Consider the following 22,757-nt stretch of genomic DNA (forward strand, 5'->3'; position numbering starts at 1 on the left):
AGTCACTACCCTCGGAGGCATGACCGAAAGCGCGAGCCCCTACATCTCCTGGCCGCGGATCCTGGTGCTCGGAGTCCAGCCGGGCACGCCGCCGTTCCGGATCGTGGAGATCGACGGAGAGGTCGCAGGTGAGGCCACCGCCCTCACCGACGTCCTCATGGTCGCCGCGGCGGCGGGCATCCCGGTCCACGATCTCGACGACCCGGACGTGGTGCGCTGGGTCGGCGGGGACAAGTTCACGTGGACGGTGCGGGGGCGCTAGCGCCCCGGCACGGTGGTCGGGGTGGCTGTCAGCGGGCCGGCCGGGGGCGGGGTTTGCGGGCGTGGACCGCGCGGCCCAGGCGGCGGCCGAGGAGCAGGTGTCCGAGGAGCGCGCCGGTGGTGTTCAGGATGACGTCGTCGATGTCGAAGGCCCGGCCGGTGATCAGCGCGCCCTGTACGAGTTCCACGGCCAGCATGACGAGTGCGGTCACCAGGCAGACGCGGAGGAGGCCGCGGGTGCCGGGGGAGAGGACGGGGAGCAGGACCCCGAACGGCACGCCGAGGAGGACGTTGCCGCCGATCTGCTTGACGGCGTCCCGTAGGCCGGGCTGCTCGGCGTAGGCGCGGAGGGAGCGGCCGGGGTGGAGGTTGCTGTGCGTCAGGGGGACGGAGGCGGGGGAGGGTTCGAGGGTCAGGCGGGCGAGGACGGCGGCGAAGGCGACCATCGCGGTGAAGGCGAGGAGCATCGCGAGGAGGCGGAGGGGGAGGGGCAGGGAGTGGGGGGCGGTCGGCGTGCGGTCCCGAGGAGCGGGGGACGGCTTCTTCGTGGTGCGCCCGCGCCGGGTGCGGGTGACATGCCGTAGACGCTCCGCCATGGTGGTCATTCCGTCCATTCCCCTCTCCAGCCAACTGCCCCGTGTCTCAAGGCGGTTACCCGGGGTCGGAGTGCTGATGCCGGGGGCGGGCGGGAAGCGCGCGGGACAGCTCGGGCGGCTCGGGCTGTGGGGCGGGTGCACGCGGGCGGGGACTTCTCGCGCGGTTCCCCGCGCCCCTCACAGGGCGCGACGAGCCACGACGCACCCGCACTCGCCGGCGAACCCGTCCGCCCCGAGCCCTGCCGCGCCGGGGGCCGAGGGGCGGAGCCCCTTGGGGGGCTTACCGGCGCGTGCTGCCGCACGTGCCACGTCCGTGGTGTTTGGATGGCGCCGCGAGTGGAACTGGGCGTCACGGGCCCGGCCGTGGACGGAGGTGGCGCATGGGAACCCGAACCGCGCTCCGCACCGCCCTCGGCGAGGTCGCCGCCTGGTGGGCGGCCCTCTTCGTGCTGTGGCTCATGCTCATCAGCACCATCGCCCCCCTGGAACTGACCGTCGGCGCCGCCGTCTCCCTCCTCGGCGCGGTCACCGCCCGCGGCGCCCGACGGGCGGTGCACGACGGGTGAACGGCTGGACCACCACCGCCACGGTCGCCCTGGCCGGCGGAGTCGGCGCCACCCTCTGGGGCGTCGTCACCGGCCCCCTGCGCCGCCGGGTCGTCGCACAGAACCTGTCCAGCGCCCTCGCCGCCCCCGCCCTCCTGCTGCTCGCCCAGGGCTACGACCGCCCCGCCTACGTCGACCTCGCCCTCGTCCTCGCCCTGCTCGGCCCCGTCGGCACCCTCGTCTTCGCCCGCCTCCTCGCCGACGAACTCGCCGAGGACCCACCGGGCGCCCGCGCCCCGACCCTCGCGGTCGCCGCCTACGGCGTCGTGGTCGTCGTCGTGCTGTGCGCGGTCACCGGGCCCGGCCGGGCCATGGTCAAGCTGCTGATCGTCGGCGTGCTGCTGGTCGCCGGCAACCTCATCGCCTCCCGGGCCCTGTCCGGGGGGTTCGGTACCGGAGAAGAGACCGCCCGAGACGAACGGGAGAGCAACGGCCGTGGATGATCCGCTCATCGTCGTCACCCTGCTGCTGGTCGCCACCGCGGCCACCGCCGCCGTCGCCGTCCGCGACCCCGTCCGGCAGGCGCTGGTCCTCTCCCTCCTCGGCCTCTGCCTCGCCGTCCTGTTCACCGTCCTCCAGGCCCCCGACGTCGGACTCTCCCAGCTCGCCGTCGGCTCCGCCCTCACCCCGCTGCTGCTGATGCTGGCCGTCCGCAGGGTCAGACGCCGGCCCAGGAAGGCCGGGTCCGGGGAGCAGGAGAAGGCCCGGTGACCCGCCGCGCCCGACTGCTCGTCCTCGCCGTCGGCGGCGCCGGCCTCACCGCCCTGCTGATCGCCGCCTGCCTCGACCTCCCCGACTTCGGCCGCGCCGGGCACCCCTACGGCACGCGCGCGGTCGGCGCCGCGCTGGCCCGGCACACCGCCAACACCGTCGCCGCCGTCAACTTCGACCAGCGCGCCTTCGACACCCTCGGCGAGATGACCATCCTCTTCGCCTCCGTCCTCGGCACCGTCGTCCTGTTGCGGCAGAGCCGCGACGAGGAGCGGGCCGCACCGGAGTCCGAGCGGGTCGCCGCCCCCGTACGCCGGTACGCGCTGCTCGTGCTGCCCGTCGCCGTCGTCACCGGCCTGTACATCGTGGCCCACGGCCAGCTCAGCCCCGGCGGCGGCTTCCAGGGCGGGGTGGTCGCCGCGACCGCGATCCACCTGCTCTACCTCGGCGCCGACTACCGCTCCCTGGAACGCGTACGCCCGGTCGGCGTCTTCGAGATCGGCGACGCCCTCGCCACCTGCTCCTACCTGGTCCTCGGCCTGGCGAGCGTGTTCGCCGGGGCCGCGTTCCTCGCCAACACCCTGCTGCCGTACGGCACGTTCGACACCCTGGCCTCCGGCGGTTCCGTCCCCCTGCTGAACGCGTTCATCGGCATCGAGGTCGCCTGCGCCGTCGTCGTCCTGCTGGCCCTCTTCCTGGACCAGGCCGTCGAGATCGAGGAGGAGGGGAACAAGAGCGGATGACCTTCTTTCCGTACCTCGTCGCCGCGTACATCTTCCTGGTCGGCTGCTACGGCCTGGCCACCAGCCGCAATCTGATCCACGCCGTGGGCTGTCTGTCCGTGTGCCAGGCCGCCACCTACGTGCTGCTGCTCACCGTCGGCTACCGCGACGGCGGGACCGCCCCCGTCTTCTCCGACATCGAGCCCGGCTCCCGGCCCGTCGTCGATCCGGTGGTGCAGGCGCTCACTCTCACCGATGTCGTCGTCGGCGCCACCGTCACCGCGTTGCTGCTCGCCCTGGTCATCCAGGTCGTCAAGCGCCACGGCACCGCCGACCCGGACGAACTGCGGGAGCTGCGCGGCTGATGAACCACCTGCTGCCCCTGCTGGTCGCGCTCCCGCTGCTCGGCGCCGGACTGCTCGCCGCCACCGGCCGGCTGCTGCCCCGGATCGCCGCGGAGACGGCCGGCGTCGTCGTCTCGGCCGGCGCCGCCGTCCTCGCGCTCGTGCTGCTCGTCAACTCCTCGCCCCCGCTGGTCGAATGGGTCGGCGGATGGCTGCCCGATGCCTCGAAGGGCGGGGAGAGCGTCGGCATCGTCCTCGTCGGCGACGGTGTCGGACTCGGCATGGCCGCGCTCGTCTCCGTCCTCACGGTGGCCGCCCTCGCCTACTCCTGGCGCTACTTCGACGAGGCGCCCGAGGGCCAGGCCGGCACCTTCCCCGCGCTGGTCCTGCTCTTCCAGGGCGGTATGTGCGGCTTCGCGATCGCCGGGGACCTGTTCAACGCGTTCGTCTTCTTCGAGCTGATGAGCGTCGTCGCCTACGCGCTCACCGGCCACCGGGTCGAGGAGGCCAGGGCCGTCCAGGGCGCGCTGACCTTCGGCGTCGTCAACTCCCTGGGCGCGTACGCCCTGCTCATGGGCCTCGGACTGCTCTACGCCCGCACCGGCGAACTCTCGCTGACGGCGATCGGCCGGGGGCTGGACGCGCACGGCGGGCCCGACGCGCTCACCCTCGCCGCGTTCGTCCTCGTCCTGACCGGGTTCCTCGTCAAGGCCGCCGCCGTGCCCTTCCACTTCTGGCTGCCCGACGCGCACGCGGTGGCCCCGACCCCGGTGTGCATGCTGCTCTCCGGCGTCATGGTCGAACTCGGCGTCTACGGCGTGTGGCGGGTCTACGGCACGGTCTTCGCCGGGCCCGGCGGCATTCCGGCGGCGGGTCTTGAGCACGCGCTGCTGGTGCTCGGCGTGCTCACCGGCGTCGGCGGCGCCTTCATGTGCTGGTACCAGCGGCACATCAAACGGATGCTCGCCTACTCGACCGTCTCCCACGTCGGCCTCTTCCTCGTCGCCGTCGGCGCCTACACCCCGGAGGGCGACGACGGGGCCGCGCTCTACATCCTCGGGCACGCCGGGGTGAAGGCCGCCCTGTTCGCCGTGGCCGGCATCCTGCTCGACCGCTACGGCAGCGTCGACGAGAAGGAGCTGCACGGCAGGGCGCGCGAACTGCGGCTGCCCGCCGTGCTGTTCGCGGCCGGCGGGCTGGCGCTTGCCGGACTGCCGCCGTTCGGCACCGCGTTCGGCAAGGCGGTCTCGGAGGAGGCGGCGGGCGGCCCGTTCACCGTGCTGTACGTCGTCGTCTCCGCGGTGACCGCCGGAGCCGTACTGCGGGTCGCCGCACGGGTGTTCCTCGGGCTCGGCCCGGAACCGGAGGAGGCCGCGCAGGCGGAGACCAAGGGGACGGGGGAGGAGCCGGAGACGCACGGGCGGCTGGGCAGGCTGCCCGACACGATGGTCGTGGTGCCCGCCGTGCTGCTCGCGGCGGCCCTCGCGATGGGCGTCGTACCGGGGTTCGCCGGAGCGGTCTCGCACGCGGTGAGCGAGGCGGGGTCCGGCGGGGCGGTCGTCACCACCCCCCACTGGACCCCCGCCGGGGTGCTGTTCGGCCTGCTGTCCACCGCGCTGGCGGCCGGCCTTGCCGCCCTCGCCGTCACCCGCCCCCGCCTCACCGCCCCGCACCCCTGGACCGACCCCGTACGGCGCCTTCAGTCCGGGCACCTGGGGGACTACGTGGCCTGGCTGGTCGCGGGAGCGGCGCTGGTGGGGGTGCTGGCGTGGCCGTCGGTGCTCGGCGGCTGACCGGCCCCCGGGATCACCGTTGCCCCGGGGGTCACTGTGGTCCGGGGGGTCACTGTGGTCCCGGAGTCACCGTTGTCCCGGGATCACCGCTGGGTCCCGTACGTCACCTTGACGTCCTCGAAGCCCAGCGAGTGCAGCAGTCCGTCGAGCATGCTGGTGGTGTTCTCCTCGGCGCGGCCGGTCAGTTCGCTCTCCTTCGCGGCCTCGCCGATGTGCCTGACCGCCAGCTTCTGCACCGCGCGCTCGCTGTTGGGGTTGTCCGAGAACAGATCGCCGAGCCGGTCGAGCAGACCCCGCTGCTTGGAGACGGCGTACGAACGGTCGGGGTCGAGCGAGGGCTTGCCGAGGGCCGCGTGCGGCAGCCGCAGCGTCGCGGAGGTGCGGTCGTCGTCGACCTTCACGTCCCCCTTGCCGAGGCGGCCGAGATCGACGTAGGCGTCGACGGTGCCGGCACCCACGTACAGCGTGCGGGTGCCGCGGACCGCGTCCGGCAGGAACTTCGCGTCCTTCTCCAGGTCCACGACGACCTGGAAGTTGCCCGAGGCGGCGTCGTAACGGCTCAGGTCCTGGATGGACTTCAGCAGCGCGGGGCCGGAACGGTCGTGGGTCTCCTCGCCGAACAGGTCCCGCAGCCCCGGCAGCACGGCCAGCCGCAGCCCGGCGAAGAACACGGCGAGCACGGCGACCACGGCGATCAGCGCCTTGGCCCAGCCGGGCAGCCGGCGGGCGGGGGCCCGCGCGGGGGACCGTTCGGAGGTTTCCTTGCTGGACGTCGTCATGTCGACTGTCCTCCCTTCTCCTGCCGGATGCCCACCAAATCCCTTGGCACAACGCCAGGTTGAAGGTCATCGGGAGGAGGGGCCCGCGGCCGGAGGCCATGCGGAGGAGTCCCCCGGCCGGGGGCCACGGCCGGGAGCCATGGCGGAGGAGCCCCCGGCGCCCCCCGGCGTCACGGGCAGCCGGACGCCGCCTCCGGAAGGCGGCCGAGGGCGGCCTCCATGCTCGGCTGCGGCGGCATGACCGCGGCGACGCCGGTGATCCGCAGCACCCGCAGTGTCAACGGGTGCGTACACACCAGATGGACCTCTCCGCCGCGCTCCCGCACCCGCAGCCGGACCCGGGTGAGCAGCCGCAGCCCCGAGCAGTCGAAGAAGTCCACCGGCCGCAGATCGATGACGACGTGCGGGCCCGGCCGTTCCGTCACGGCGTCCAGGAGCGGTGCGAGCTCGACCGCCGCCGCGATGTCGAGGTCACCGCGGAACTCGAGCACCGTGTGCGCGTGTGCGCGGCGGACGCGCAGATGACGGCTGAGCGGCGCGGGGTCCTGCTGCACGACGAGTTCTCCTTCTGTCGGCTCCTGCCCCGCCCTGCAAGCTACCCCGATCGAGTGAATTCCAGCATGTTCGATTGACATATGTCAGCCATTTAACAAGGGAGTTGCGGTCCGCCGGACGGGGTAGCCGCACGGAGAGGCAGGGCGGACGGCGGCAGCGGGCCCCGTGGCAGGGCGGCCGGCAGGGAGCCCACGCCCGATCCCGTACGGAGGAGACATGGGACTGGTAGTGGCAGGCGTCGTCGTCCTCGACTGCGCCGAACCCGAGAAACTGGCCGCGTTCTACAAGGAGTTCCTGGGCGCCGAGGAGAGCGACGCGACCGCGAACCGGGTGGAGGTGCGCAGCTCCGACGGACTGCGGCTGGCCTTCCGCCGGGATGCCAATGCCACCCCGCCGAGCTGGCCGCGCCCGGAGAACTCCCTCCAGGTCCACCTCGACTTCCTCGTCGACGACCTGGACGAGGCCGAGCGCAGGGTCGTCGCCCTCGGCGGACGCCCGCTGGAGACCAGGGACGCGCCGGGCCCGTACGAGGAGCGCGGCTACTCCGACCCGGCCGGCCACTCCTTCACCCTGCGCCGCACGGCCGACCCCGCGCCGAAACAGGGCTGAGGCCCCGGCCGCACCCACGGCGGCGGGACCGGTCGACGCACCCACGGCGGCGGGGCCGGTCGACGCACTTACGGCGGCGGGACCGGTCGACGCACCCACGGCGGCGGGGCCGGTCGACGCACTTACGGCGGCGGGGCCGGTCGACGCACCCACGGCGGCGGGGCCGGTCGACGCACTTACGGCGGCGGGGCCGGTCGACGCACTTACGGCGGCGGGGGCCGGTTCCGCCCGGAACCGGCCCCCGCCCTGCGCGTGCCGCGCCTGCCGTACGTCAGTCCCGCCCGCTCTTCTCCGCCGTCGGCCACACACCCGTGGAGCGCTCGATCGCCTTCGCGCCGGCCCGGTCCGCCGCGCTGCGCACCACCGCGAAGATGGCGCCCTGGACCGCCGCGGCGAGCAGCACCTCGCCCCAGCCGCGGTCCCGGTCCAGCGCGTCGGGCGCGTCGTCCTCGTGCCGGATCGCCTTCCAGGTCGCCTGGAACGCCTTCCCGGCCAGCGCACCGCTCACCCAGCCGAGCACGAAACCGACGGGCTTGTAGGTGAGCGACAGCTGCTTCTTCTTTTTCGCCATGTACCTCTCCTTGATCGAAAAACGGCGCGGGGCGGGTCAGGCCGGGACCGCCGGCACCTCCTCGCTGTCCCGCACCGGTCCCGGCGGTGTGCCGTCGCCGAACGGCCGGCCGCCCAGCCGCTCACGGCCGTGCGGCGTGAGCCAGCCCGCCAGATCGGGCCCGAGCGGCACGATGCCGGTCGGGTTGATGCCGGTGTGCACCTGGTAGTAGTGCCGCTTGATGTGGTCGAAGTCGACCGTGTCGCCGAACCCCGGCGTCTGGAACAGGTCCCGCGCGTACGCCCACAGCACCGGGTTCTCGGCCAGCTTCCAGCGGTTGCACTTGAAGTGGCCGTGGTAGACGGGGTCGAAGCGGACGAGCGTGGTGAACAGCCGGATGTCCGCCTCGGTGATCGTCTCCCCGACGAGGTACCGCTGCCCCGCCAGCCGGTCGGCAAGCCACTCCAGACGCCGGAACACCCCGTCGCACGCCTCCGCGTACTCCTCCTGGGTGGTGGCGAAGCCGGACCGGTACACCCCGTTGTTGACGTCCCGGTAGATGCCCTCCATCACCTCGTCGATCTCCTCGCGCAGGGCCCGCGGATACAGGTCAGGCGCCCCGGAACGGTGCAGTGCCGTCCACTCGGTGGCGAGGTCGAGGGTGAGCTGCTGGTAGTCGTTGGTGACCAGCTTGCCGCTGGGCACGTCCACCACCGCCGGGACGCTGATGCCGCCCGGATGGCCGGGCTCGCGGGCCTCGTACGCCTCGCCGAGATAGCGGATGCGGAGCACGGGGTCGCGGCCGTCGGGATCGAGGGTGAACCGCCAGCTGCGGTCGTCCTGGATCGGGTCGGTGACCGCCAGCGACAGGGCGTCCTCCAGACCCAGCAGCCGCCGCGAGACCAGGGCGCGGCTCGCCCACGGACAGGCACGGCTGACCACCAGACGGTAGCGGCCCGCCTCCACCGGCCAGCCGTCCCGGCCGTCGGCCGTGATCCGGTCCGTGAAGTGACTGCGGGACCGCTTGAACGGCTTGTGCCCGTACGCGCGGTTGCCCTCGTCCTCGCCCATGTGTGCTCCCTCCTGCGAGTGCCGCTCACGGTGCTCGCGGTGCTGTCCGGATACGAGTGCCCTGGTCGTCGTGGTCCGATTCCCGCCCGGTGCCCGGTGTGAGACGCCCGTGCAGGGGCAGTCGGCCACAGTGACAGGGACATCCTCGGACCGTAAGACACGGATCACCGTCTGGGTGGCACTCGCCGCCAATCTGCTGATCGCGGCGGCCAAGGCCGTCGGCGGACTGCTGGCCCATTCGCCGGCCCTGATGTCGGAGGCCGCGCACTCCGTGGCCGACACCCTGAACGAGGTGTTCCTGCTGGCCGCGCTGCGCCGCAGCCGCCGCCCCGCCGACCGCAGGCACCCCTTCGGCTACGGCAAGGAGCGCTTCTTCTGGTCGCTGCTCGCCGCGGTCGGCATCTTCGTCATGGGCGGCTGCTTCTCCTTCTTCCAGGGCTACGAGGCGCTCAGGAGCGGGGCGGACGAGACCCAGCGCGGTTACGTCATCGGCCTGATCGTCCTGGCGCTCGCCTTCGTGTTCGAGGGCGGCTCGCTGCTGCGGGCGGTGCACCAGGTGCGCAAGGAGGGCGGCTTCAGCCGGGAGAAACTCAAGGACCCGGCGCTGCGCACGGTCGTCGCCGAGGACGGCACGGCCGTCCTGGGCGTCAGCCTCGCGATGATCGGCATGGCGCTGCACATGATCACCGGTCAGGTGGCCTACGAGGCGTCGGCCTCCCTCGCCATCGGCGCCCTGCTGGTGTTCGTCGCCTACCGGCTCGGCCGCGAGGCCCGCGACCAGCTCATCGGCCAGGCCGCCGACCCCGGGCAGAGCGACAGGATCCGCGAACTGCTCGCCGGACAGCCCGAGATCGACAGCGTCGAGTCGCTGCTGACCATGCAGCTGGGCCCCGACTCCACGCTGGTCGCGGCCCGCGTCGACCTCGTGCCCGGGATGGACAGCGAGGAGGTCGAGGACGTGGCGGTGCGCATCAAGCGGGAGATCGCGGAGGCGGCCCCGGAGGCGGCCGGCCGGATCTACCTCGACGTGACGGACGCGGCCACGCTCGCCGCGGAACGCCGCCGGCGCCGGACAGCCGAAAGCCCCGCCGCGACGGGGGAGCGCGGCGGGGCCTGACATACGCGTGCCCGGGCCGGCCCGGGTCATGCGCGGCCGGGCGGAAAAATCTTGCCGGCCGCCCGATTCCGAGGTCAGCGAGGACCGCCCCCATGACGGGCGTAGTGCTCGATCAGCGCGGTCCGCGTGGTCTCCAGCCGGTGGGCGAGGACGGCCCCGACCGTGCGGGTCAGGGCGAGCTCCAGAGAGGGGTCCCGCTCCCCGAGACCGGCCACCGTCGAGGCGTCGAACTCGTACGCCCGTACGGGACTGAACGCCTCGGCGCCGAAGTCCCACGTGTGCGGGGGGAACAGCCAGGACCAGCCCAGCAGGTCACCGGGGCCGAGCGTGGCCACGGAGATGCGCCGCCCGGCGAGCACGTGCTGGAAGAGGGAGACCGTACCGGAGCGCACCACCCAGAACCGGTCGGCGGCCCCGCCGGCCTCGAAGATCCTGGTGTCCTCGGCGAACGCGACCTCCCGCGCCACGGACAGCAACCGCGCCCGGTGCTCCGGCGCGAGGGCGTGCAACAACCGAAGCGGAGCGGACATCACGACCTCCGTCACGCAGACAGAACCTGTCCCCTCCATTGCACACCCGCGCCCCCGAAGGGGCGCGGGGAACTGCGCGAGCAACCACAGGCCCCCCGCACCCGCCGGGCGACAAGCAGTCCCGAGCTCTCAGGCGCCGAACCCGCCGAACCGAACCCCCGGGGCGGAGCCCCTCACCCCCTCTTGAGGGCGACCCCCCCGAACACATCCGTCGGCTCCGGCGAAGTCCCCGGCTCCGGCCGCCACAGGGGGCACGACACAATCCCCGGCTCCAACAACTCCAGCCCCTCGTAGAACGCCGAGACCTGCGCGGGACTGCGCAGGACATACGGCACGGCCCCCGTGTCGTCGTAGCCCTGCTGCGCCTCCCGCAGCGCCGCGTCCGTGTCCGTGCTGTCGTAGTGCACGAAGTAGCTGCCCGGGCAGAGCGCCGCCTGCAACCGACGCACGATCGACTTGGCCTCTTCGTAGTCCTGGATGTGTCCCAGGATGCCCATGAGCATCAGCGCGACCGGCTTGTCGAAGTCCAGTATCTTGCTCGCCTGCTCGAGGATCCGTTCCGGATCACGCAGGTTCGCGTCGATGTAGTCGGTGACGCCCTCGGGCGTGCTGGTGAGCAGGGCCTGCGCGTGCCGCAGTACGAGCGGGTCGTTGTCGACGTAGACGATCCGCGACTCCGGCGCCGTCCGCTGCGCCACCTGGTGCGTGTTGTCGTACGTCGGCAGGCCGGTGCCGATGTCGAGGAACTGGCGGATGCCGAGTTCACCGGCGACGAAGGTCACCGTGCGGATCAGGTACTGCCGGGAGGCGCGGGCCATCGTCTCGATGTTGGGCGCGGTCTCCCGGTAGGCGTCGCCGGCGATCCGGTCGACCTCGTAGTTGTCCTTGCCGCCCATCCAGTAGTTCCAGATGCGGGCCGAGTGCGGCACCGTGGTGTCGATCTTGGACCACGCCTCCGAGTCGGGGGTCCGGCCGTCCGTCATGGGGGGTCTCCTGCCGTGCGTCACGGGGTGTGTGCACCAACCTACCGCCAACTGCACTGCCGTACAGTCGTGTTGACCATGCGGCGGAGCGGGGCCCGGAGAGCTTCCCGGTGCCCCGCCGCCGCGCGTCGCGGACGGTCCTCAGGCGACCAGGAAGTCGGCCCGCCCGGACTTGGCGCCTTCGAGGAAGGCGATCATCTCGTCCCGGGAGTAGACCAGCGCGGGTCCCTCCGGGTCCTTGGACTGGCGGAAGGCGACGCTGCCGTCGGGCAGCCGTTTGGCCTCGACGCAACTGCCGCCGTTCGTACCGCTCCAGGGCTTCTCCCAGCCCTCGGTGCCCAGTTCGCCGGCCGGCATGCCGCTGAAGACGGAACCCTCGGATGCCATGATCACAACTCCTTACGCAGTTCGGCCAGGATGGTCCTGGTACGACGGACCGGCTCCGCCTGCACGGCCATCCGGTCCAGTACTTCGAGGTAGCTGACGACGTCGGAGGGCCGGTCCACGTACGAGGCGCCGGCCAGACTCTCCGTGTAGACGACGTCGGGCAGTTCGGAGAACCCGAAACGGAAGTGGTGGAAGGGTCCGAAGGCGCCCGGATGGGCACCGGCTCCGAACCGCATGAGCTGAATCCGGACCTTGGGCAGGTCCAGGGCCTCGTTCAGCCGGTCCAGTTGCGCGCGCATCACGTCCGCCCCGCCGACCGGCCGGCGCAGCACCGTCTCGTCCAGAATGGCCCAGATGACCGGCGCCTCCGGCTTGGTGAGCAGCTCCTGCCGTCGGACGCGCAGGTCCACGCGGCGCGCGATTCCCTCCTCGGAATCGTTGGGGAAGCCCACGCGCATCAGCGCGGTGGCGTAGTCGTACGTCTGCAACAGGCCGGGTACGTAGTGGGGTTCGTACAGACGGATGACGCTGGCTTCACTCTCCAGGCTGACGTAGGCCCGGAACCATTCCGGCAGTACGTCGCGGTACTTGTACCACCAGCCCGGTTTGTTGGCCTCCCTCGCCATGGTGACGAAGTCCTCGACCTCCGTCGCCCGAACACCGTAGGCGCGCAGCAGCTCCTTGACGTAGGGGATTCGGAGTCCGACCTCGGCCTTCTCCATCCGGCGGACCGTCAGCGGCGTGACCTCGATGGTCCGTGCCGCCTCCTCGAAGGAGACCCCGGCCTGTTCGCGCAGGTGCCGGAGCCGCTTGCCGAGGACCATCCGCAGGACGGTGGGTGCGCTGCCGCCGGGGCGGTTGTCACTCACACCTGCCTCCCCGGAACGGCCGTCACAGCGTGCAGTGTGCCACGCGGCGGAGGGGAGGGACAGAGTGATGCGGATAGATCTGAAATTATCAGAACGCAGGTTGCGTACTGAGCCCGTACGCCACCATAGTGACCGAGTGACCTGCCGCACACTCCGTGCGCGGTGAGGGTCAACGGCGCACGGTTTCCGCGGTCCTGACACGCCGTCGGATTCCGGTGCGGCGCACGCGACCGTGAGGCGAGACCTGGATGGCCACCGTGACCGACGGACAACCGAGGAGCTCGGGCCGGACCCCCGCAGGCGCCGGCGAGACGCCGGCGACCGCACCGGGAGCGGCCGACCGCGCATCCGCCTTACTCGCGCCCACGCGTCCGCACCCGCCCGGTGACATGCGTCCGCATACGCCCGGCGACAGCCCGCTGCGGTTCACCGTCCCCGCGCACCCCTCGCGTGCCGCGGTGGTACGGCGCCGGGTGACCGACCACCTCACCCGGCTGGACCTGCCCGAGGAACTGTGCGACTCCGTCGTCCTCGCCACGGACGAACTCTTCGCCAACGCCGTCACCCACACGGGGACCCGCCCCTACGACACCGTCACCCTCACCGTCGAACTGATCCGCGACGCCGTACGCGTCATGGTCGCCGACCCCTCACCCGTCCCGCCGCTGCTGCGCACGGTGGACGGCGGGGCGGAGTCCGGGCGGGGACTGGCCATCGTGAGCGTGCTCGCCGACGCGTGGGGCGTCGCCCCCGCCGAGCCCGGCAAGCCCGGCAAACGCGTCTGGTTCACCCTCGCCCGTACGGCACCGCCGGAGGTGACCCCGTGACGAGCGCGGTGGCCTGGGTGCTCCCGGCGGCGACGGCGGCCGCCGGGCGGGAGCTGCTGCGCCGCGCGGAGGACGAGCGGGAGCTGATGCGCCGGGCGCAGCGTGAACCCGGCGCCCTCGCCCGGCACCGGCTCGCCCGCTGCCGTGCCGAGAACACCGAGGCGCTGAAGGTCATCGTCCGGCGGCACGGCTGGCCCACCGGGGCGCTGGTCGGCGACGCCGCCTCGACCGCGGCGCTGATGATCCTGCTGCACGCCCCCGACCTGCCGTTCCAGCTCCGCTGCCGCGACCTGATCGCCGAGGCCGCCGCCGACGGTCACTGCCCCGCCGTCCATCTCGCCTACATCGCCGACCACTGTGCGGTGGCCCGGGGCGAGCCGCAGTTCTACGGGACCCGCGTCAACCCCGTGACGCTGCGGCCGTATCCGGTGCGCTGCCCCGAGACCGTCGACGAGCGCCGGGAGGACGTGGGGCTGGCCCCGCTGGAACAGCAGATGGCGGCGCTCCGCCGGGGAGCGTAGGGCGCCCCGCGGAACACCGCCGGGTCGACGGCTCCGGGGTCAGTGGCCGCCCTCGGTGCGCTCCAGGACGAACACCGGGATCTCCCGGTCGGTCTTCTTCTGGTAGTCGGCGTACGGGGGGTACGCGGCGACCGCGCGCTCCCACCAGGCGGCCTTCTCCTCGCCGGTGACCTCACGCGCCGTCATGTCCTGCACGGTGGGGCCGTCCTGCAACGTGACGCGGGGGTCCGCGACGACGTTGTGGTACCAGACGGGGTGCTTGGGGGCGCCGCCGAGGGAGGCGACGACGGCGTAGCGGCCCTCGTGTTCGACGCGCATCAGCGGGGTCTTGCGGATCTTGCCGCTGCGGGCGCCGCGGGTGGTCAGGATGATCACGGGCAGGCCCGTGTCCTCGTGTTTCGTGCCCTCGGTGCCGCCGGAGCTCTCGTACAACTCGACCTGGTCGCGCACCACTTGGTCGGGGCTGGGTTCGTACTCACCGTCAAGAGGCATGGGTCTCTCCGTTCCTCGTAGGTGCCACGATTCAACACGACGCCGGAACGAATTCTTCCGCCCGGCACGCAGGGCGTTTCTCGCCCCGAGGGGGCTCCGCCCCTTGGATCCTGTGGCTTCAAGGGGCGCGGGGAACTGCGCGACCGGCCACGACGCACCCGCACCCGCCCACGCACCCCGTCCACCCGAGTTCTCCCGCGCCCCGGGGTCCAAGGGGCGGAGCCCCTTGTGAGGATGGGACGGGTAGGGGCGGCGGGGGCGAGGGAAATGCCTTGGGTCACCGGGTGACATGTGGGCGCACCGCGCGGGCGATCGCGGTCATGCCGGCGTCGTTCGGGTGCAGGCCGTCGCCGCTGTCGTAGGCCGCCCGGAGACGCCCCGCGTCCGCCGGGTCCCGCAGCGCCCCGTCCACGTCCGCCACCGCGTCGAACACCCCACCCGCCCGCATCCGCTCGTTCACGGCCCGCCGCACCGCCTCCCGGCCCGGACCCAGCCCCCGCGCCGGCGGCAACGTACAGCCCACCACCCGGACCCCGGCGTCCCGCGCTGCCTCCACCAGGCGGTCGTACCCGTCGAGCAGCTCACCCGGCCCCACCGGCGCACCCCCCGGCTCCCACCCCCCGAGCAGATCGTTCACCCCGAGCAGCACGACCACCACCCGCACCCCCTCCCGCGCCAGCACATCCCGCCCGAACCGCCGCACCCCCGCCGGATCGGTCCAGTCGGACAGCAGCCGGTTCCCCCCGATCCCGGCGTTGACGACCGCCAGCCGCCCCGGCCGCAACAGGTCGGGCCACCGCCGGTTCGCGTCCCGCGTGGAGCACGCGCCGTCCGTGATCGAGTCGCCGAAGGCCACCACCGTGCCCTCCGCCTCGGCCGGGACGACGGTCAGCCCGGACAGGACGTACCAGGAGGCGCCCGCCGGCGCGAACCCGTCGCGCCCCGCCGCCAGGGTGAGATCGCCGGAGCCCGGCGGCGAGAGGTACGCCGTCGCGAAGGCGTCCCGGTGGTGGGTCGTGGACCCGGTCGCGTCCGGCAGATACAGGGAGACCGTCAGGTCCCGGCCGCGTGCGACGTCGACGGGCAGTACGTCGGTGAGCACTTCCCGGCCAGCTCCGAGCACCGCCTTCGGCGAGCCGCCGACGGTGACGGGCCGCGGACGGGACCCCGCCACCGCCACCGAGAGCGCGCCCACGGTCAGTTCCCCGTCGCCGTACAGATGCGACAGCCGCAGCCGCGCACCCGTCCCCGAGGCGGTGGGGCGGACGGTCATCCGCAGGGTCTGATCGTGGAAGGACGGCCCGAACGGCATCGGCGCGGCCCCCCACACGGCGACGGTCCGGGCGGTGCTGCTCATGACCGGGGACTACCCGGTATCGGCACGTGAACGCGTCCGCCCGCCCTCCGCCCGGCCCAGGAACCCCCCGCTCCGTCACCCGTACGGCTTCGGCCAGTTCCGCCGGCCGGGCGATCTGGCCGAACTTGTTGGTGACCCGATGGATGCCTCAGGCATCCAATGAAGATCGGCAAGGGCGAGTCTTCGCAAGCGAGGTTCCTCATGACGCACTCCACCGTCCATCCGGCAGCACCCGCCGACGCTCCCCAGGACGTGCGGGTCCCGTTCCCCCAGGACCGCACGTGCCCGTACCACCCGCCCGCCGGCTACGCCCCGCTGCGCGAGCAGCGGCCGCTGGCCCGCGTCTCCCTCTACGACGGCCGTGACGTGTGGCTGGTCACCGGCCACGCCGCCGCACGTGCCCTGCTCTCCGACCCCCGGCTCTCCGTCGACCGCACCCGGCCGGGCTTCCCGATGCTCAACGAGCGGATCGCCGGCGTCCGCCGCATCCGCCGGTTGCCGCTGCTCGGCGTCGACGACCCCGAGCACCACAGCCAGCGCCGCATGCTCGTCGCGCACTTCACCCTCAAACGCGCCGCCCTGCTGCGCCCGCGCATCCAGGAGATCGTCGACCGTCTGCTCGACGGTCTTCAGGCGGCGGGTCCGCCCGCCGACCTGGTGAGCACGTTCGCGCTGCCCCTGCCGTCGACCGTCATCTGCGCCCTGCTCGGCGTCCCCTACGCCGACCACGAGTTCTTCGAGGAGCAGTCCCGCAGACTGCTGCGCGGCCCCGCCGCGTCCGACGTCGAGGACGCCCGGGACCGGCTCGACGGCTACCTCGGCGCCCTGATCGACCGCAAACGCGAGGAACCCGGGGACGGCATCCTCGACGAGCTCATCGCCGAGCGGATGCTGACCGGCGAGCTCGACCGGGAGGACCTGATCTCGCTCTCCGTGCTGCTGCTGATCGCCGGGCACGAGACGACGGCGAACATGATCTCGCTCGGTACGTTCACCCTCCTCCAGCAGCCCGACCGGCTCGCCGAGCTGCGCGCCGACCCGGAGCTCGTCCCCGCCGCCGTCGAGGAACTGCTGCGGTTCCTGTCCATCGTCGACGGGCTCACCCGGGTCGCCCTGGAGGACATCGAGATCGCGGGGGAGACGGTCCGCGCGGGCGACGGCGTGGTCTTCTCCAACTCCGTCGTCAACCGGGAGGCGGACGTCTTCCCCGGGGCCGACGCCCTGGACTGGCACCGCTCGGCCCGCGGCCACCTCGCCTTCGGCTTCGGCGTCCACCAGTGCCTCGGCCAGAACCTGGCCCGCGCCGAGCTGGAGATCGCCCTGCGCTCGCTCTTCGAGCGGTTCCCCGGGCTGCGGCTCGCCGCGCCCCCGGAGGAGATCCCGCACAAGCCCGGCGACACGATCCAGGGGATGGTCGAACTCCCCGTGGCGTGGTGAGGAGGAACCCATGCGCGACGACGACGGCGGCACCCTCGACGTCACCATCGACCAGGACGTCTGCATCGGCGCCGGCCAGTGCGCGCTGACCGCGCCCGGCGTCTTCACCCAGGACGACGACGGCTTCGGCACCGTCCTGCCCGGCCGGCGCGACGGCGGCGGCGACCCGCTGGTCCGGGAGGCCGCCCGGGCCTGCCCGGTCGGGGCGGTCGGGGTGCGTGGCGGCCAGGGCCGGGGAGGAGTGAGCGGCTGAGGGGATGAGTAGGGTTCCGGGGTGACTGAACAGGCCGCGGAATCCGGGAAGCCCTTCCTCTACGTCGTCGTCTGCGCCGCCGGGGTCGCCTCCGGCGTCGGGGAGCTGATCGCCGCGGCGCAGAGGCGGAACTGGGAGGTCGGGGTCCTCGCGACGCCGCTCGCCATGGGCTTCTTCGACACCGCCGCCGTCGAGGCGCGGACCGGGCGCGTGATCCGGTCCGCGTGGCGGCTGCCGGGGGAGCCGCGGCCCTTTCCGCCGCCGGACGCCGTGGCCGTCGCACCGGCCACCTTCAACACCCTCAACAAGTGGGCGGCCGGCATCTCCGACACCCTCGCCCTCGGCACGCTCAACGAGGCCTACGGGCTCGGCGTCCCGATCGGCGTACTGCCCTGCGTGGGCGAGGCGCTGGCCGCCCACCCCGCCTACGCGGCCGCTCTGGAGCGGCTGCGCGGCATGGGCGTACGGTTCGCCGACCCGTACGCCGGGAGCGGCACCGACGGGAGACCTCCCGCCTTCCGCTGGGAACGTGTGCTCGACCTGCTCCCGCAGCCGCCCGGACCAGGGAGCGTGTGAAGGGGGGCGGTGCTTTTCCCGGAACGTTCCGCCGCCTTCCTGAATTCCTGTCGATAAGGTCCCGGCGGGCCCGGCCGGGCCGGGGCAATTACCCCGTACGGACCCCTTGCTGACGCATCGTCAACTTACCCCGAGTTCAGGCGGGGTTCATTCGCCGGGGAAAGTGAGCCCCTGTCTTGTTACTGCTCCCCGGCGTGTGCGAAGGTGTGGGGCGTCGGCGTGCGGACAATTCCTTTTCCGCCGGACGCGCCCGGTGCGCCGTTCGCCCCCCACTCCGGAAAAAAGCGGTCGTGGTCGCGCGTTCGGGATATCGAAAATTACGCGCATGAAACCGGACGCTCCCCACGGGGGCGGCCGGCCGGGCGGTACGTGACTGGTCCGGACCCGGCCTCGTGCGCAGGGGCTGTGGAGGAAAGTGAACGTGAACGACGGGGCCGTGCCGAGTTCCGCCGAGCCCGGCCGGCCGCGCGAGGTGCCCGACGCGGAACTCGCCGCGGAGCTCAAGAAGTCCGGCGGGGAGGGGCCCGTCCACCGGCCGGTGGAGGAACTCCTCGTCCGGCACGGGGAGGCCGTGTACGCCTACGCGCGGTTGTGCACGGCCGGGGCGCACCCCGCCGGCATGCTCACCACCGCCGCGTTCACCCGGCTGTTCGAGAACGCCGGCCGGCAGGCCGGGCCGACGGCGGCGTGGCGGCCGGCCCTGCTGGTCACCGTCGGCCGGATCGCGGCGGAGTGGGACGCCGACCACCGGCGGGAGATGCTCCACGCCGAGCTGCGCTCCGGCACCGGGTCCGGCTCCGCGGCGGCGCGGCTGCTGCCGCCCGGGAACCGGCGGCTCGTCACCACCGCCTTCCAGCGGCTCGCCGAGCCCGCGCGGTGCCTGCTGTGGCACATGGAGGTGGAACGCGAGGAGCAGGACGTGCCCGCCGCGCTCCTCGGCATCGACGCCGGCGACGTCCCGGTGCGGCTCGCCCGGGCCAGAGCCCGGCTGCGCGACGCCTGTCTGGAGGTCCACCGGGAGTCCGCGCCCCAGGACGACTGCCGGCGGTTCGCCCGGCTGCTCGACGTGGCGCTGCGACGCGGGGACCGGGTCCTCGACCCCGACCTCCTCTTCCACATGGACGGCTGCGCGCACTGCCGGGGCGCCGCCGAGCAGCTCGACGGCTTCGACCGGCGGCTGCCGGTGCTCCTCACGGAGGGGGTACTGGGCTGGGCCGCCCGGGCCTACCTCGACACCCGCGGCCCCCGGGAGCCGAAGCCCCCGCGCGGGCCGACGGCGCTCGACGCGCGCATGGACTTCACGGCCCCCGACCCGTCACCGGCCCCACCGGGCCCCCGCACGCGCGCCGCCCGCCCCCGCACGCCGGTCCGCACGGCCGCCGCCCACGTCCGCACCCTCACCGCCCGCCTCCGCACCCCCCGCCGGCCCCCCACCCCCGCGCACCCGAAGGAGGGCCCACAGCCGGGGACCCCGTCGGACGACCCGGCGGCGCGGGCCGCGCCGGACCGGGGCGCCACGGCGCGTGCCACCGCGCCCGGGGACGCCGCACGTGGCGCTGGTGCGCCGGGCGTCGCGGAGGGAGGTGCTGTCGGCTGGAGCGCTGCCGCGCCCGGGGCCGCCGGGCGAGGCGTCGGCGAGCCGGGCGCGGCCGCCTCGGCTGACACCGTCCGGGGTGCGACCAGGTCGGCTGTCGCCGGTCGGAGCGCTGGTGTGCCGGGTGGCGCGGGGTCGAGTGATGCCGCGCCGGGGGACGCCGGTCGGGGAGCCGCCTCGGCGACCGCCGGGCGAGGCGCTGCGGCGCCGGAGGATGCCGGGCATGCGGCCGCGCCGGGTGTTGCCGGGCGGGGCGTCGGCGGGCCGGGCGCAGCCGCCTCGGCGAGCGCCGGGCGTGGCGCTGTGGCGCGGGGGGATGCCGGGCATGCGGCGATGCCATGTGTTGCCGGGCGGGGTGCCGGCGGGCCGGGCGCAGTCGAATCGGTAGACACCGTCGGTGGCGCGACCGCGTCGGCTGTCGCCGGTCGAAGCGTTGGCGCGCCGGGTGGCGCGGGGTCGAGTGACGCCGTGATGGGGGACGCCGGTCGGGGAGCCGCCTCGGCGAGCGCCGGGCGTGGCGCTGCGGCGCGGGGGGATGCCGGGCATGCGGCGATGCCGGGTGTTGCCGGACGGGGCGTCGTCGGCCGGGGTGCCGGCGGGCCGGGTGTAGCCGCATCGGTAGACACCATCCGGGGCGCGACCGCGTCGGCTGTCGCCGGTCGGGGCGCTGGTGCGCCGGGTGGCGCGGGGTCGAGTGACGCCGCGCCCGGGGACGCGGGCCGGGAGGCTGCCGCGCCCGGGGCCGCCGGTCGGGGAGCCGCCTCGGCGAGCGCCGGGCGTGACGCTGCGGCGCGGGCGGACGCCGAGCATGCGGTCACGTCGGGCGCTGCCGGTCGGGGCGTCGGCGGGCTGGGCGCGGCCGCCTGGGCAGGCGTCGGGCGTGGCGCTGTCGCGCCGGGGGATGCCGGGCAGGGTGTTGCCTCGCGTGGCGGTGCACCCGGGAGGGACGCGGTGAGCGTGCCCGCGTCCGATGGCGGCACGGCGGGCGTTGCCCGGCCGGGAGGGGCTGGGCGGAGGCGCGCGGGTAGGCGGCGTCATGCCACGCGGGTGGACGCCGCCGCGGCGGGCCTCGCCGCACCGGCCGTCGTGCGGGGAGCGGCCCCCGGGGCGGCACCCGTCGCGCCGGGGGCCGGCGCGGACGCGCGCCGGGAGACCGTGTCGGATACCGGCCCGGCATCGGTGGGTGCCGTTGGGGCGGACGGGTTCGCGGGGAGCGGGGCGCGGCATCGGGCGCGGGGGCGGGTGTTGCGGGCGGTGCGGTGGGGGGCCTTCGGGGCGGGTCGGCGGCGGGAGCCGCTTCTTGTCGTGGGGATCGCGGGGATCGTGGGGTTCTGTGTCGTCGTGCCGTTGGCCGTGTGGGGTGTGCTGGGTGGCGGCGGTGCGGAGGAGGGCGGAGAGGGTGCCGCCTCGGCGGTGCCGTCGTGGGCCGGGACGGCCGCCGACGCCTCCGACGGCGTCGTACGGGGCCGGCTGCGCAACGCCGGTGACGGGCTGTGCCTCGACGTCCACGGCGAGAAGGCCGTCGCCGGCGCCGAGGCCGTGCTCGCGGGCTGCGGCTCCGCCCGCACCCAGCACTGGGCCTACGAGACCGACGGCCTGCTGCGCAGCCTCGCCGAGCCCTCGCTCTGCCTCGACTCCCGCCTCGGCTACTCGGTCGTCCTGGCCCCGTGCGCGGGCCGGTCCACGCCCGAGGCGAGGAACGTCCGCTACGACTTCACCCTCCAGGGCACCCTCGTACCGCGCCGCGACCAGAACCTGGCCCTCGCCCCGGCCGCGCCCGGCTCCGACCCCGCCCCCGGCACCGCCCTCGTGCTGAAGCCGCGCGCCACCGGCGACGGGGAGCAGCGCTGGCAGGCCGACACCGACGGCGCGCTGCGGATGCAGTCCGTCAACTGGGGCGCCGAGGGCACGCCCGAGGACCGCTGATCCCCGCCCTCACCCCCCGAACAGCCGCAGCGACAGCCACAGCGCCGTCGTCGCCGGGACCAGCGCCGCCGGTACCGCGAGCAGCCCGAGCCGGGTGAACTCGCCCAGGTCGACGCCGTGGTCGTGCTGGTGCAGGATCCGCCGCCACAGCAACGTCGCCAGCGAACCCGCGTACGTGAGGTTCGGGCCGATGTTGACGCCGAGCAGCACGGCCAGCACCGGCCCCGTGCCGGCCGGGGCGACCAGCGGCAGCAGCACCAGCACCGCCGGCAGGTTGTTGATCACGTTGGCCAGCAGCGCCGCCAGCGCCGCGACGCCCAGCAGCGCGGCCCAGCCGGAGCCGTCCGGCAGCAGCCGCCCCAGCGCGTCGGCGAGCCCGTTGTCGACGACGGCCCGTACGACCACGCCCAGCGCGAGCACGAACGCCAGGAAGCCCGGCGCCGCCGCCCGCACCACCGTGAGCGGCGTCGTACGCCGGCGCACCAGCGCGCGCACGGCCAGGGTGAGCGCCCCCGCCAGCGCCGACCACGCCGGGTCGATGCCGACGGCGGAGGCGACGACGAACCCGGCGAGCGTGCCGACCACGGTGACGAGCGCGAACACCGGCATCGGCGGCGGCTCCTCCCCGCGCGGGTCGCAGACGGCGGCCGTACCGAGGTCCCGGCGGAAGAACCGCCGGAAGACGACGTACTCGGCGGCCACCGCGACCACCCACGGCAGTGCCATCAGCGCGCCGAACCGTACGAACCCGATGCCCGCGGCCGTGAACGCGAGCAGGTTGGTCAGATTGGAGACCGGCAGCAGCAGCGAGGCCGTGTTGGACAGATGCGTGCAGGCGTAGACGTGCGGTTTGGGGCGGGCGCCCATGTGCGCGGCGGTGGCGAACACCACGGGGGTGAGCAGCACGACGGTCGCGTCCAGGCTGAGCACCGCCGTGATCGCCGAGGCGAGCGCGAAGACGGCGGTCAGCAGGCGGCCGGGGCTGCCGGCGGCCCAGCGGGCGGTCCACGCGCCGCAGGCGCGGAACAGGCCTTCCTCGTCGCAGTAGCGGGCGAGGACGAGGACGGCGGCGAGGAAGCCGACGACGGGGGCGAGGTGGGAGACCTCGTCGGCGGCGTGGTCCAGGGAGAGGGCGCCGGTGGCGATGGCGAGGGTGGCGGCGGGGACGGCGACGACCGCCTCCGGCCAGTTGAAGGGTCTGGCGACGGCGCAGGCGAGGACCGCGGCGAGGAGGAGGACGGAGAGGGTTTCGGCGAGCGGGGTGTTCAGGGGACGCCTCCGGCGGCGGTGAG

General features: G+C 73.9%; 27 protein-coding genes. 15 read left to right on the plus strand and 12 right to left on the minus strand.

Going from position 1 to position 22,757, the window contains the following annotated elements; genetic code table 11:
* Positions 1-19: 19 nt before the first annotated feature.
* Complete coding sequence (locus IO29_RS22135; RefSeq protein ID WP_030381446.1) at positions 20-262, plus strand: hypothetical protein; 243 nt, start codon at positions 20-22, stop codon at positions 260-262.
* Positions 263-290: 28 nt separating this feature from the next.
* Here the strand turns inward: IO29_RS22135 and IO29_RS22140 are convergent, their stop codons facing one another.
* Positions 291-866: a VanZ family protein gene (locus IO29_RS22140; protein WP_078618417.1), complete on the minus strand. Its 576-nt coding sequence runs from the start codon at positions 864-866 to the stop codon at positions 291-293.
* Positions 867-1,237: 371 nt separating this feature from the next.
* Between IO29_RS22140 and IO29_RS22145 the strand changes: the two genes are divergently transcribed.
* From IO29_RS22145 to IO29_RS22170, 6 genes are read left to right on the plus strand one after another with little or no spacing between them, the layout of a single operon-like run.
* On the plus strand, positions 1,238-1,423 hold the full coding sequence (locus IO29_RS22145) for a hypothetical protein (protein ID WP_030381448.1): 186 nt from the start codon (positions 1,238-1,240) through the stop codon (positions 1,421-1,423).
* Positions 1,420-1,905 (plus strand): monovalent cation/H+ antiporter complex subunit F, encoded by a 486-nt coding sequence (locus tag IO29_RS22150; protein WP_051707432.1) that lies wholly within the window; start codon positions 1,420-1,422, stop codon positions 1,903-1,905. Before IO29_RS22145 ends, IO29_RS22150 begins: the two co-directional genes overlap by 4 nt.
* Positions 1,898-2,173 carry a hydrogenase subunit MbhD domain-containing protein gene (locus tag IO29_RS22155; protein WP_030381450.1) on the plus strand — a complete coding sequence of 92 codons (276 nt, stop codon included), beginning with the start codon at positions 1,898-1,900 and terminating at the stop codon, positions 2,171-2,173. Before IO29_RS22150 ends, IO29_RS22155 begins: the two co-directional genes overlap by 8 nt.
* Positions 2,170-2,916 carry a hydrogen gas-evolving membrane-bound hydrogenase subunit E gene (gene mbhE, locus IO29_RS22160; protein WP_030381451.1) on the plus strand — a complete coding sequence of 249 codons (747 nt, stop codon included), beginning with the start codon at positions 2,170-2,172 and terminating at the stop codon, positions 2,914-2,916. The genes IO29_RS22155 and mbhE overlap by 4 nt, the downstream gene beginning before the upstream one ends.
* Positions 2,913-3,260, plus strand: coding sequence for a sodium:proton antiporter (locus IO29_RS22165; protein ID WP_030381452.1), 348 nt, complete (start codon positions 2,913-2,915; stop codon positions 3,258-3,260). The genes mbhE and IO29_RS22165 overlap by 4 nt, the downstream gene beginning before the upstream one ends.
* Positions 3,260-5,032, plus strand: coding sequence for a complex I subunit 5 family protein (locus tag IO29_RS22170; protein WP_030381453.1), 1,773 nt, complete (start codon positions 3,260-3,262; stop codon positions 5,030-5,032). Before IO29_RS22165 ends, IO29_RS22170 begins: the two co-directional genes overlap by 1 nt.
* A gap of 83 nt (positions 5,033-5,115) precedes the next feature.
* Here IO29_RS22170 and IO29_RS22175 read toward each other — a convergent pair whose 3' ends face one another.
* Positions 5,116-5,811 carry a DUF4230 domain-containing protein gene (locus IO29_RS22175; protein WP_030381454.1) on the minus strand — a complete coding sequence of 232 codons (696 nt, stop codon included), beginning with the start codon at positions 5,809-5,811 and terminating at the stop codon, positions 5,116-5,118.
* Positions 5,812-5,981: 170 nt separating this feature from the next.
* Entirely contained in the window at positions 5,982-6,365 is a 384-nt protein-coding gene (locus tag IO29_RS22180) for an anti-sigma factor antagonist (protein WP_030381455.1), read from the minus strand.
* Between the two features lie 217 nt (positions 6,366-6,582).
* On the opposite strand from IO29_RS22180, the gene IO29_RS22185 reads away from it, so the two are divergent.
* Positions 6,583-6,975, plus strand: a complete 393-nt coding sequence (locus IO29_RS22185; protein WP_030381456.1) for a VOC family protein — start codon at positions 6,583-6,585, stop codon at positions 6,973-6,975.
* 271 nt (positions 6,976-7,246) lie between these two features.
* Here the strand turns inward: IO29_RS22185 and IO29_RS22190 are convergent, their stop codons facing one another.
* Complete coding sequence (locus IO29_RS22190; protein WP_030381457.1) at positions 7,247-7,546, minus strand: DUF4235 domain-containing protein; 300 nt, start codon at positions 7,544-7,546, stop codon at positions 7,247-7,249.
* Between the two features lie 36 nt (positions 7,547-7,582).
* Positions 7,583-8,596, minus strand: a complete 1,014-nt coding sequence (locus IO29_RS22195; RefSeq protein ID WP_030381458.1) for a glutathione S-transferase family protein — start codon at positions 8,594-8,596, stop codon at positions 7,583-7,585.
* On the opposite strand from IO29_RS22195, the gene IO29_RS22200 reads away from it, so the two are divergent.
* Positions 8,595-9,713, plus strand: coding sequence for a cation diffusion facilitator family transporter (locus tag IO29_RS22200; protein WP_420705352.1), 1,119 nt, complete (start codon positions 8,595-8,597; stop codon positions 9,711-9,713). The genes IO29_RS22195 and IO29_RS22200 overlap by 2 nt on opposite strands.
* A 74-nt stretch (positions 9,714-9,787) precedes the next feature.
* Here the strand turns inward: IO29_RS22200 and IO29_RS22205 are convergent, their stop codons facing one another.
* The 4 genes from IO29_RS22205 to IO29_RS22220 form a co-directional block, all read right to left on the minus strand.
* Complete coding sequence (locus tag IO29_RS22205) at positions 9,788-10,243, minus strand: Crp/Fnr family transcriptional regulator (RefSeq protein WP_030381460.1); 456 nt, start codon at positions 10,241-10,243, stop codon at positions 9,788-9,790.
* 173 nt (positions 10,244-10,416) lie between these two features.
* Complete coding sequence (locus tag IO29_RS22210; protein WP_030381461.1) at positions 10,417-11,226, minus strand: SAM-dependent methyltransferase; 810 nt, start codon at positions 11,224-11,226, stop codon at positions 10,417-10,419.
* Between the two features lie 141 nt (positions 11,227-11,367).
* Positions 11,368-11,613: a DUF397 domain-containing protein gene (locus IO29_RS22215; protein ID WP_030381462.1), complete on the minus strand. Its 246-nt coding sequence runs from the start codon at positions 11,611-11,613 to the stop codon at positions 11,368-11,370.
* A gap of 2 nt (positions 11,614-11,615) precedes the next feature.
* Positions 11,616-12,482, minus strand: coding sequence for a helix-turn-helix domain-containing protein (locus IO29_RS22220; RefSeq protein ID WP_030381463.1), 867 nt, complete (start codon positions 12,480-12,482; stop codon positions 11,616-11,618).
* A gap of 389 nt (positions 12,483-12,871) precedes the next feature.
* Between IO29_RS22220 and IO29_RS22225 the strand changes: the two genes are divergently transcribed.
* Both IO29_RS22225 and IO29_RS22230 read left to right on the plus strand, forming a co-directional pair.
* A complete protein-coding gene (locus IO29_RS22225) occupies positions 12,872-13,309 on the plus strand; it encodes an ATP-binding protein (protein ID WP_030381464.1) in 438 nt (145 codons plus the stop codon).
* Positions 13,306-13,830, plus strand: coding sequence for a DUF6624 domain-containing protein (locus tag IO29_RS22230; protein WP_051707433.1), 525 nt, complete (start codon positions 13,306-13,308; stop codon positions 13,828-13,830). The genes IO29_RS22225 and IO29_RS22230 overlap by 4 nt, the downstream gene beginning before the upstream one ends.
* Positions 13,831-13,869: 39 nt before the next feature.
* Here IO29_RS22230 and IO29_RS22235 read toward each other — a convergent pair whose 3' ends face one another.
* Positions 13,870-14,322 (minus strand): nitroreductase family deazaflavin-dependent oxidoreductase, encoded by a 453-nt coding sequence (locus IO29_RS22235; protein WP_030381466.1) that lies wholly within the window; start codon positions 14,320-14,322, stop codon positions 13,870-13,872.
* A 277-nt stretch (positions 14,323-14,599) separates the two neighbouring features.
* The gene (locus IO29_RS22240; RefSeq protein WP_051707434.1) at positions 14,600-15,679 is read right to left on the minus strand and encodes a GDSL-type esterase/lipase family protein; all 1,080 of its coding nucleotides are present in this window, start codon (positions 15,677-15,679) and stop codon (positions 14,600-14,602) included.
* A gap of 201 nt (positions 15,680-15,880) precedes the next feature.
* On the opposite strand from IO29_RS22240, the gene IO29_RS22245 reads away from it, so the two are divergent.
* The 4 genes from IO29_RS22245 (at position 15,881) to IO29_RS40080 (ending at position 21,465) form a co-directional block, all read left to right on the plus strand.
* Complete coding sequence (locus IO29_RS22245) at positions 15,881-17,116, plus strand: cytochrome P450 (RefSeq protein WP_030381468.1); 1,236 nt, start codon at positions 15,881-15,883, stop codon at positions 17,114-17,116.
* Between the two features lie 10 nt (positions 17,117-17,126).
* A complete protein-coding gene (locus IO29_RS22250) occupies positions 17,127-17,369 on the plus strand; it encodes a ferredoxin (protein ID WP_030381469.1) in 243 nt (80 codons plus the stop codon).
* A gap of 21 nt (positions 17,370-17,390) precedes the next feature.
* Positions 17,391-17,945 carry a flavoprotein gene (locus tag IO29_RS22255; RefSeq protein WP_030381470.1) on the plus strand — a complete coding sequence of 185 codons (555 nt, stop codon included), beginning with the start codon at positions 17,391-17,393 and terminating at the stop codon, positions 17,943-17,945.
* Positions 17,946-18,366: 421 nt separating this feature from the next.
* Positions 18,367-21,465 carry an RICIN domain-containing protein gene (locus IO29_RS40080; RefSeq protein WP_051707435.1) on the plus strand — a complete coding sequence of 1,033 codons (3,099 nt, stop codon included), beginning with the start codon at positions 18,367-18,369 and terminating at the stop codon, positions 21,463-21,465.
* Between the two features lie 9 nt (positions 21,466-21,474).
* Here IO29_RS40080 and IO29_RS22265 read toward each other — a convergent pair whose 3' ends face one another.
* Positions 21,475-22,734, minus strand: a complete 1,260-nt coding sequence (locus tag IO29_RS22265) for an arsenic transporter (protein ID WP_030381472.1) — start codon at positions 22,732-22,734, stop codon at positions 21,475-21,477.
* Between the last annotated feature and the right edge of the window lie 23 nt (positions 22,735-22,757).

It is taken from the genome of Streptomyces sp. NRRL F-6676 (assembly GCF_000725625.1).
Classification (GTDB): Bacteria; Actinomycetota; Actinomycetes; order Streptomycetales; family Streptomycetaceae; genus Streptomyces.

Excerpts from the sequence above, each read along its gene's own strand:
- IO29_RS22135 (WP_030381446.1), top strand. The coding sequence starts at position 20 with ATGACCGAAAGCGCGAGCCCCTACATCTCCTGGCCGCGGATCCTGGTG.
- IO29_RS22140 (WP_078618417.1), bottom strand. The coding sequence starts at position 866 with ATGACCACCATGGCGGAGCGTCTACGGCATGTCACCCGCACCCGGCGC.
- IO29_RS22145 (WP_030381448.1), top strand. The coding sequence starts at position 1,238 with ATGGGAACCCGAACCGCGCTCCGCACCGCCCTCGGCGAGGTCGCCGCC.
- IO29_RS22165 (WP_030381452.1), top strand. The coding sequence starts at position 2,913 with ATGACCTTCTTTCCGTACCTCGTCGCCGCGTACATCTTCCTGGTCGGC.
- IO29_RS22170 (WP_030381453.1), top strand. The coding sequence starts at position 3,260 with ATGAACCACCTGCTGCCCCTGCTGGTCGCGCTCCCGCTGCTCGGCGCC.
- IO29_RS22175 (WP_030381454.1), bottom strand. The coding sequence starts at position 5,811 with ATGACGACGTCCAGCAAGGAAACCTCCGAACGGTCCCCCGCGCGGGCC.
- IO29_RS22185 (WP_030381456.1), top strand. The coding sequence starts at position 6,583 with ATGGGACTGGTAGTGGCAGGCGTCGTCGTCCTCGACTGCGCCGAACCC.
- IO29_RS22190 (WP_030381457.1), bottom strand. The coding sequence starts at position 7,546 with ATGGCGAAAAAGAAGAAGCAGCTGTCGCTCACCTACAAGCCCGTCGGT.
- IO29_RS22200 (WP_420705352.1), top strand. The coding sequence starts at position 8,595 with ATGTGTGCTCCCTCCTGCGAGTGCCGCTCACGGTGCTCGCGGTGCTGT.
- IO29_RS22195 (WP_030381458.1), bottom strand. The coding sequence starts at position 8,596 with ATGGGCGAGGACGAGGGCAACCGCGCGTACGGGCACAAGCCGTTCAAG.
- IO29_RS22205 (WP_030381460.1), bottom strand. The coding sequence starts at position 10,243 with ATGTCCGCTCCGCTTCGGTTGTTGCACGCCCTCGCGCCGGAGCACCGG.
- IO29_RS22210 (WP_030381461.1), bottom strand. The coding sequence starts at position 11,226 with ATGACGGACGGCCGGACCCCCGACTCGGAGGCGTGGTCCAAGATCGAC.
- IO29_RS22215 (WP_030381462.1), bottom strand. The coding sequence starts at position 11,613 with ATGGCATCCGAGGGTTCCGTCTTCAGCGGCATGCCGGCCGGCGAACTG.
- IO29_RS22225 (WP_030381464.1), top strand. The coding sequence starts at position 12,872 with ATGCGTCCGCATACGCCCGGCGACAGCCCGCTGCGGTTCACCGTCCCC.
- IO29_RS22235 (WP_030381466.1), bottom strand. The coding sequence starts at position 14,322 with ATGCCTCTTGACGGTGAGTACGAACCCAGCCCCGACCAAGTGGTGCGC.
- IO29_RS22240 (WP_051707434.1), bottom strand. The coding sequence starts at position 15,679 with ATGAGCAGCACCGCCCGGACCGTCGCCGTGTGGGGGGCCGCGCCGATG.
- IO29_RS22245 (WP_030381468.1), top strand. The coding sequence starts at position 15,881 with ATGACGCACTCCACCGTCCATCCGGCAGCACCCGCCGACGCTCCCCAG.
- IO29_RS22250 (WP_030381469.1), top strand. The coding sequence starts at position 17,127 with ATGCGCGACGACGACGGCGGCACCCTCGACGTCACCATCGACCAGGAC.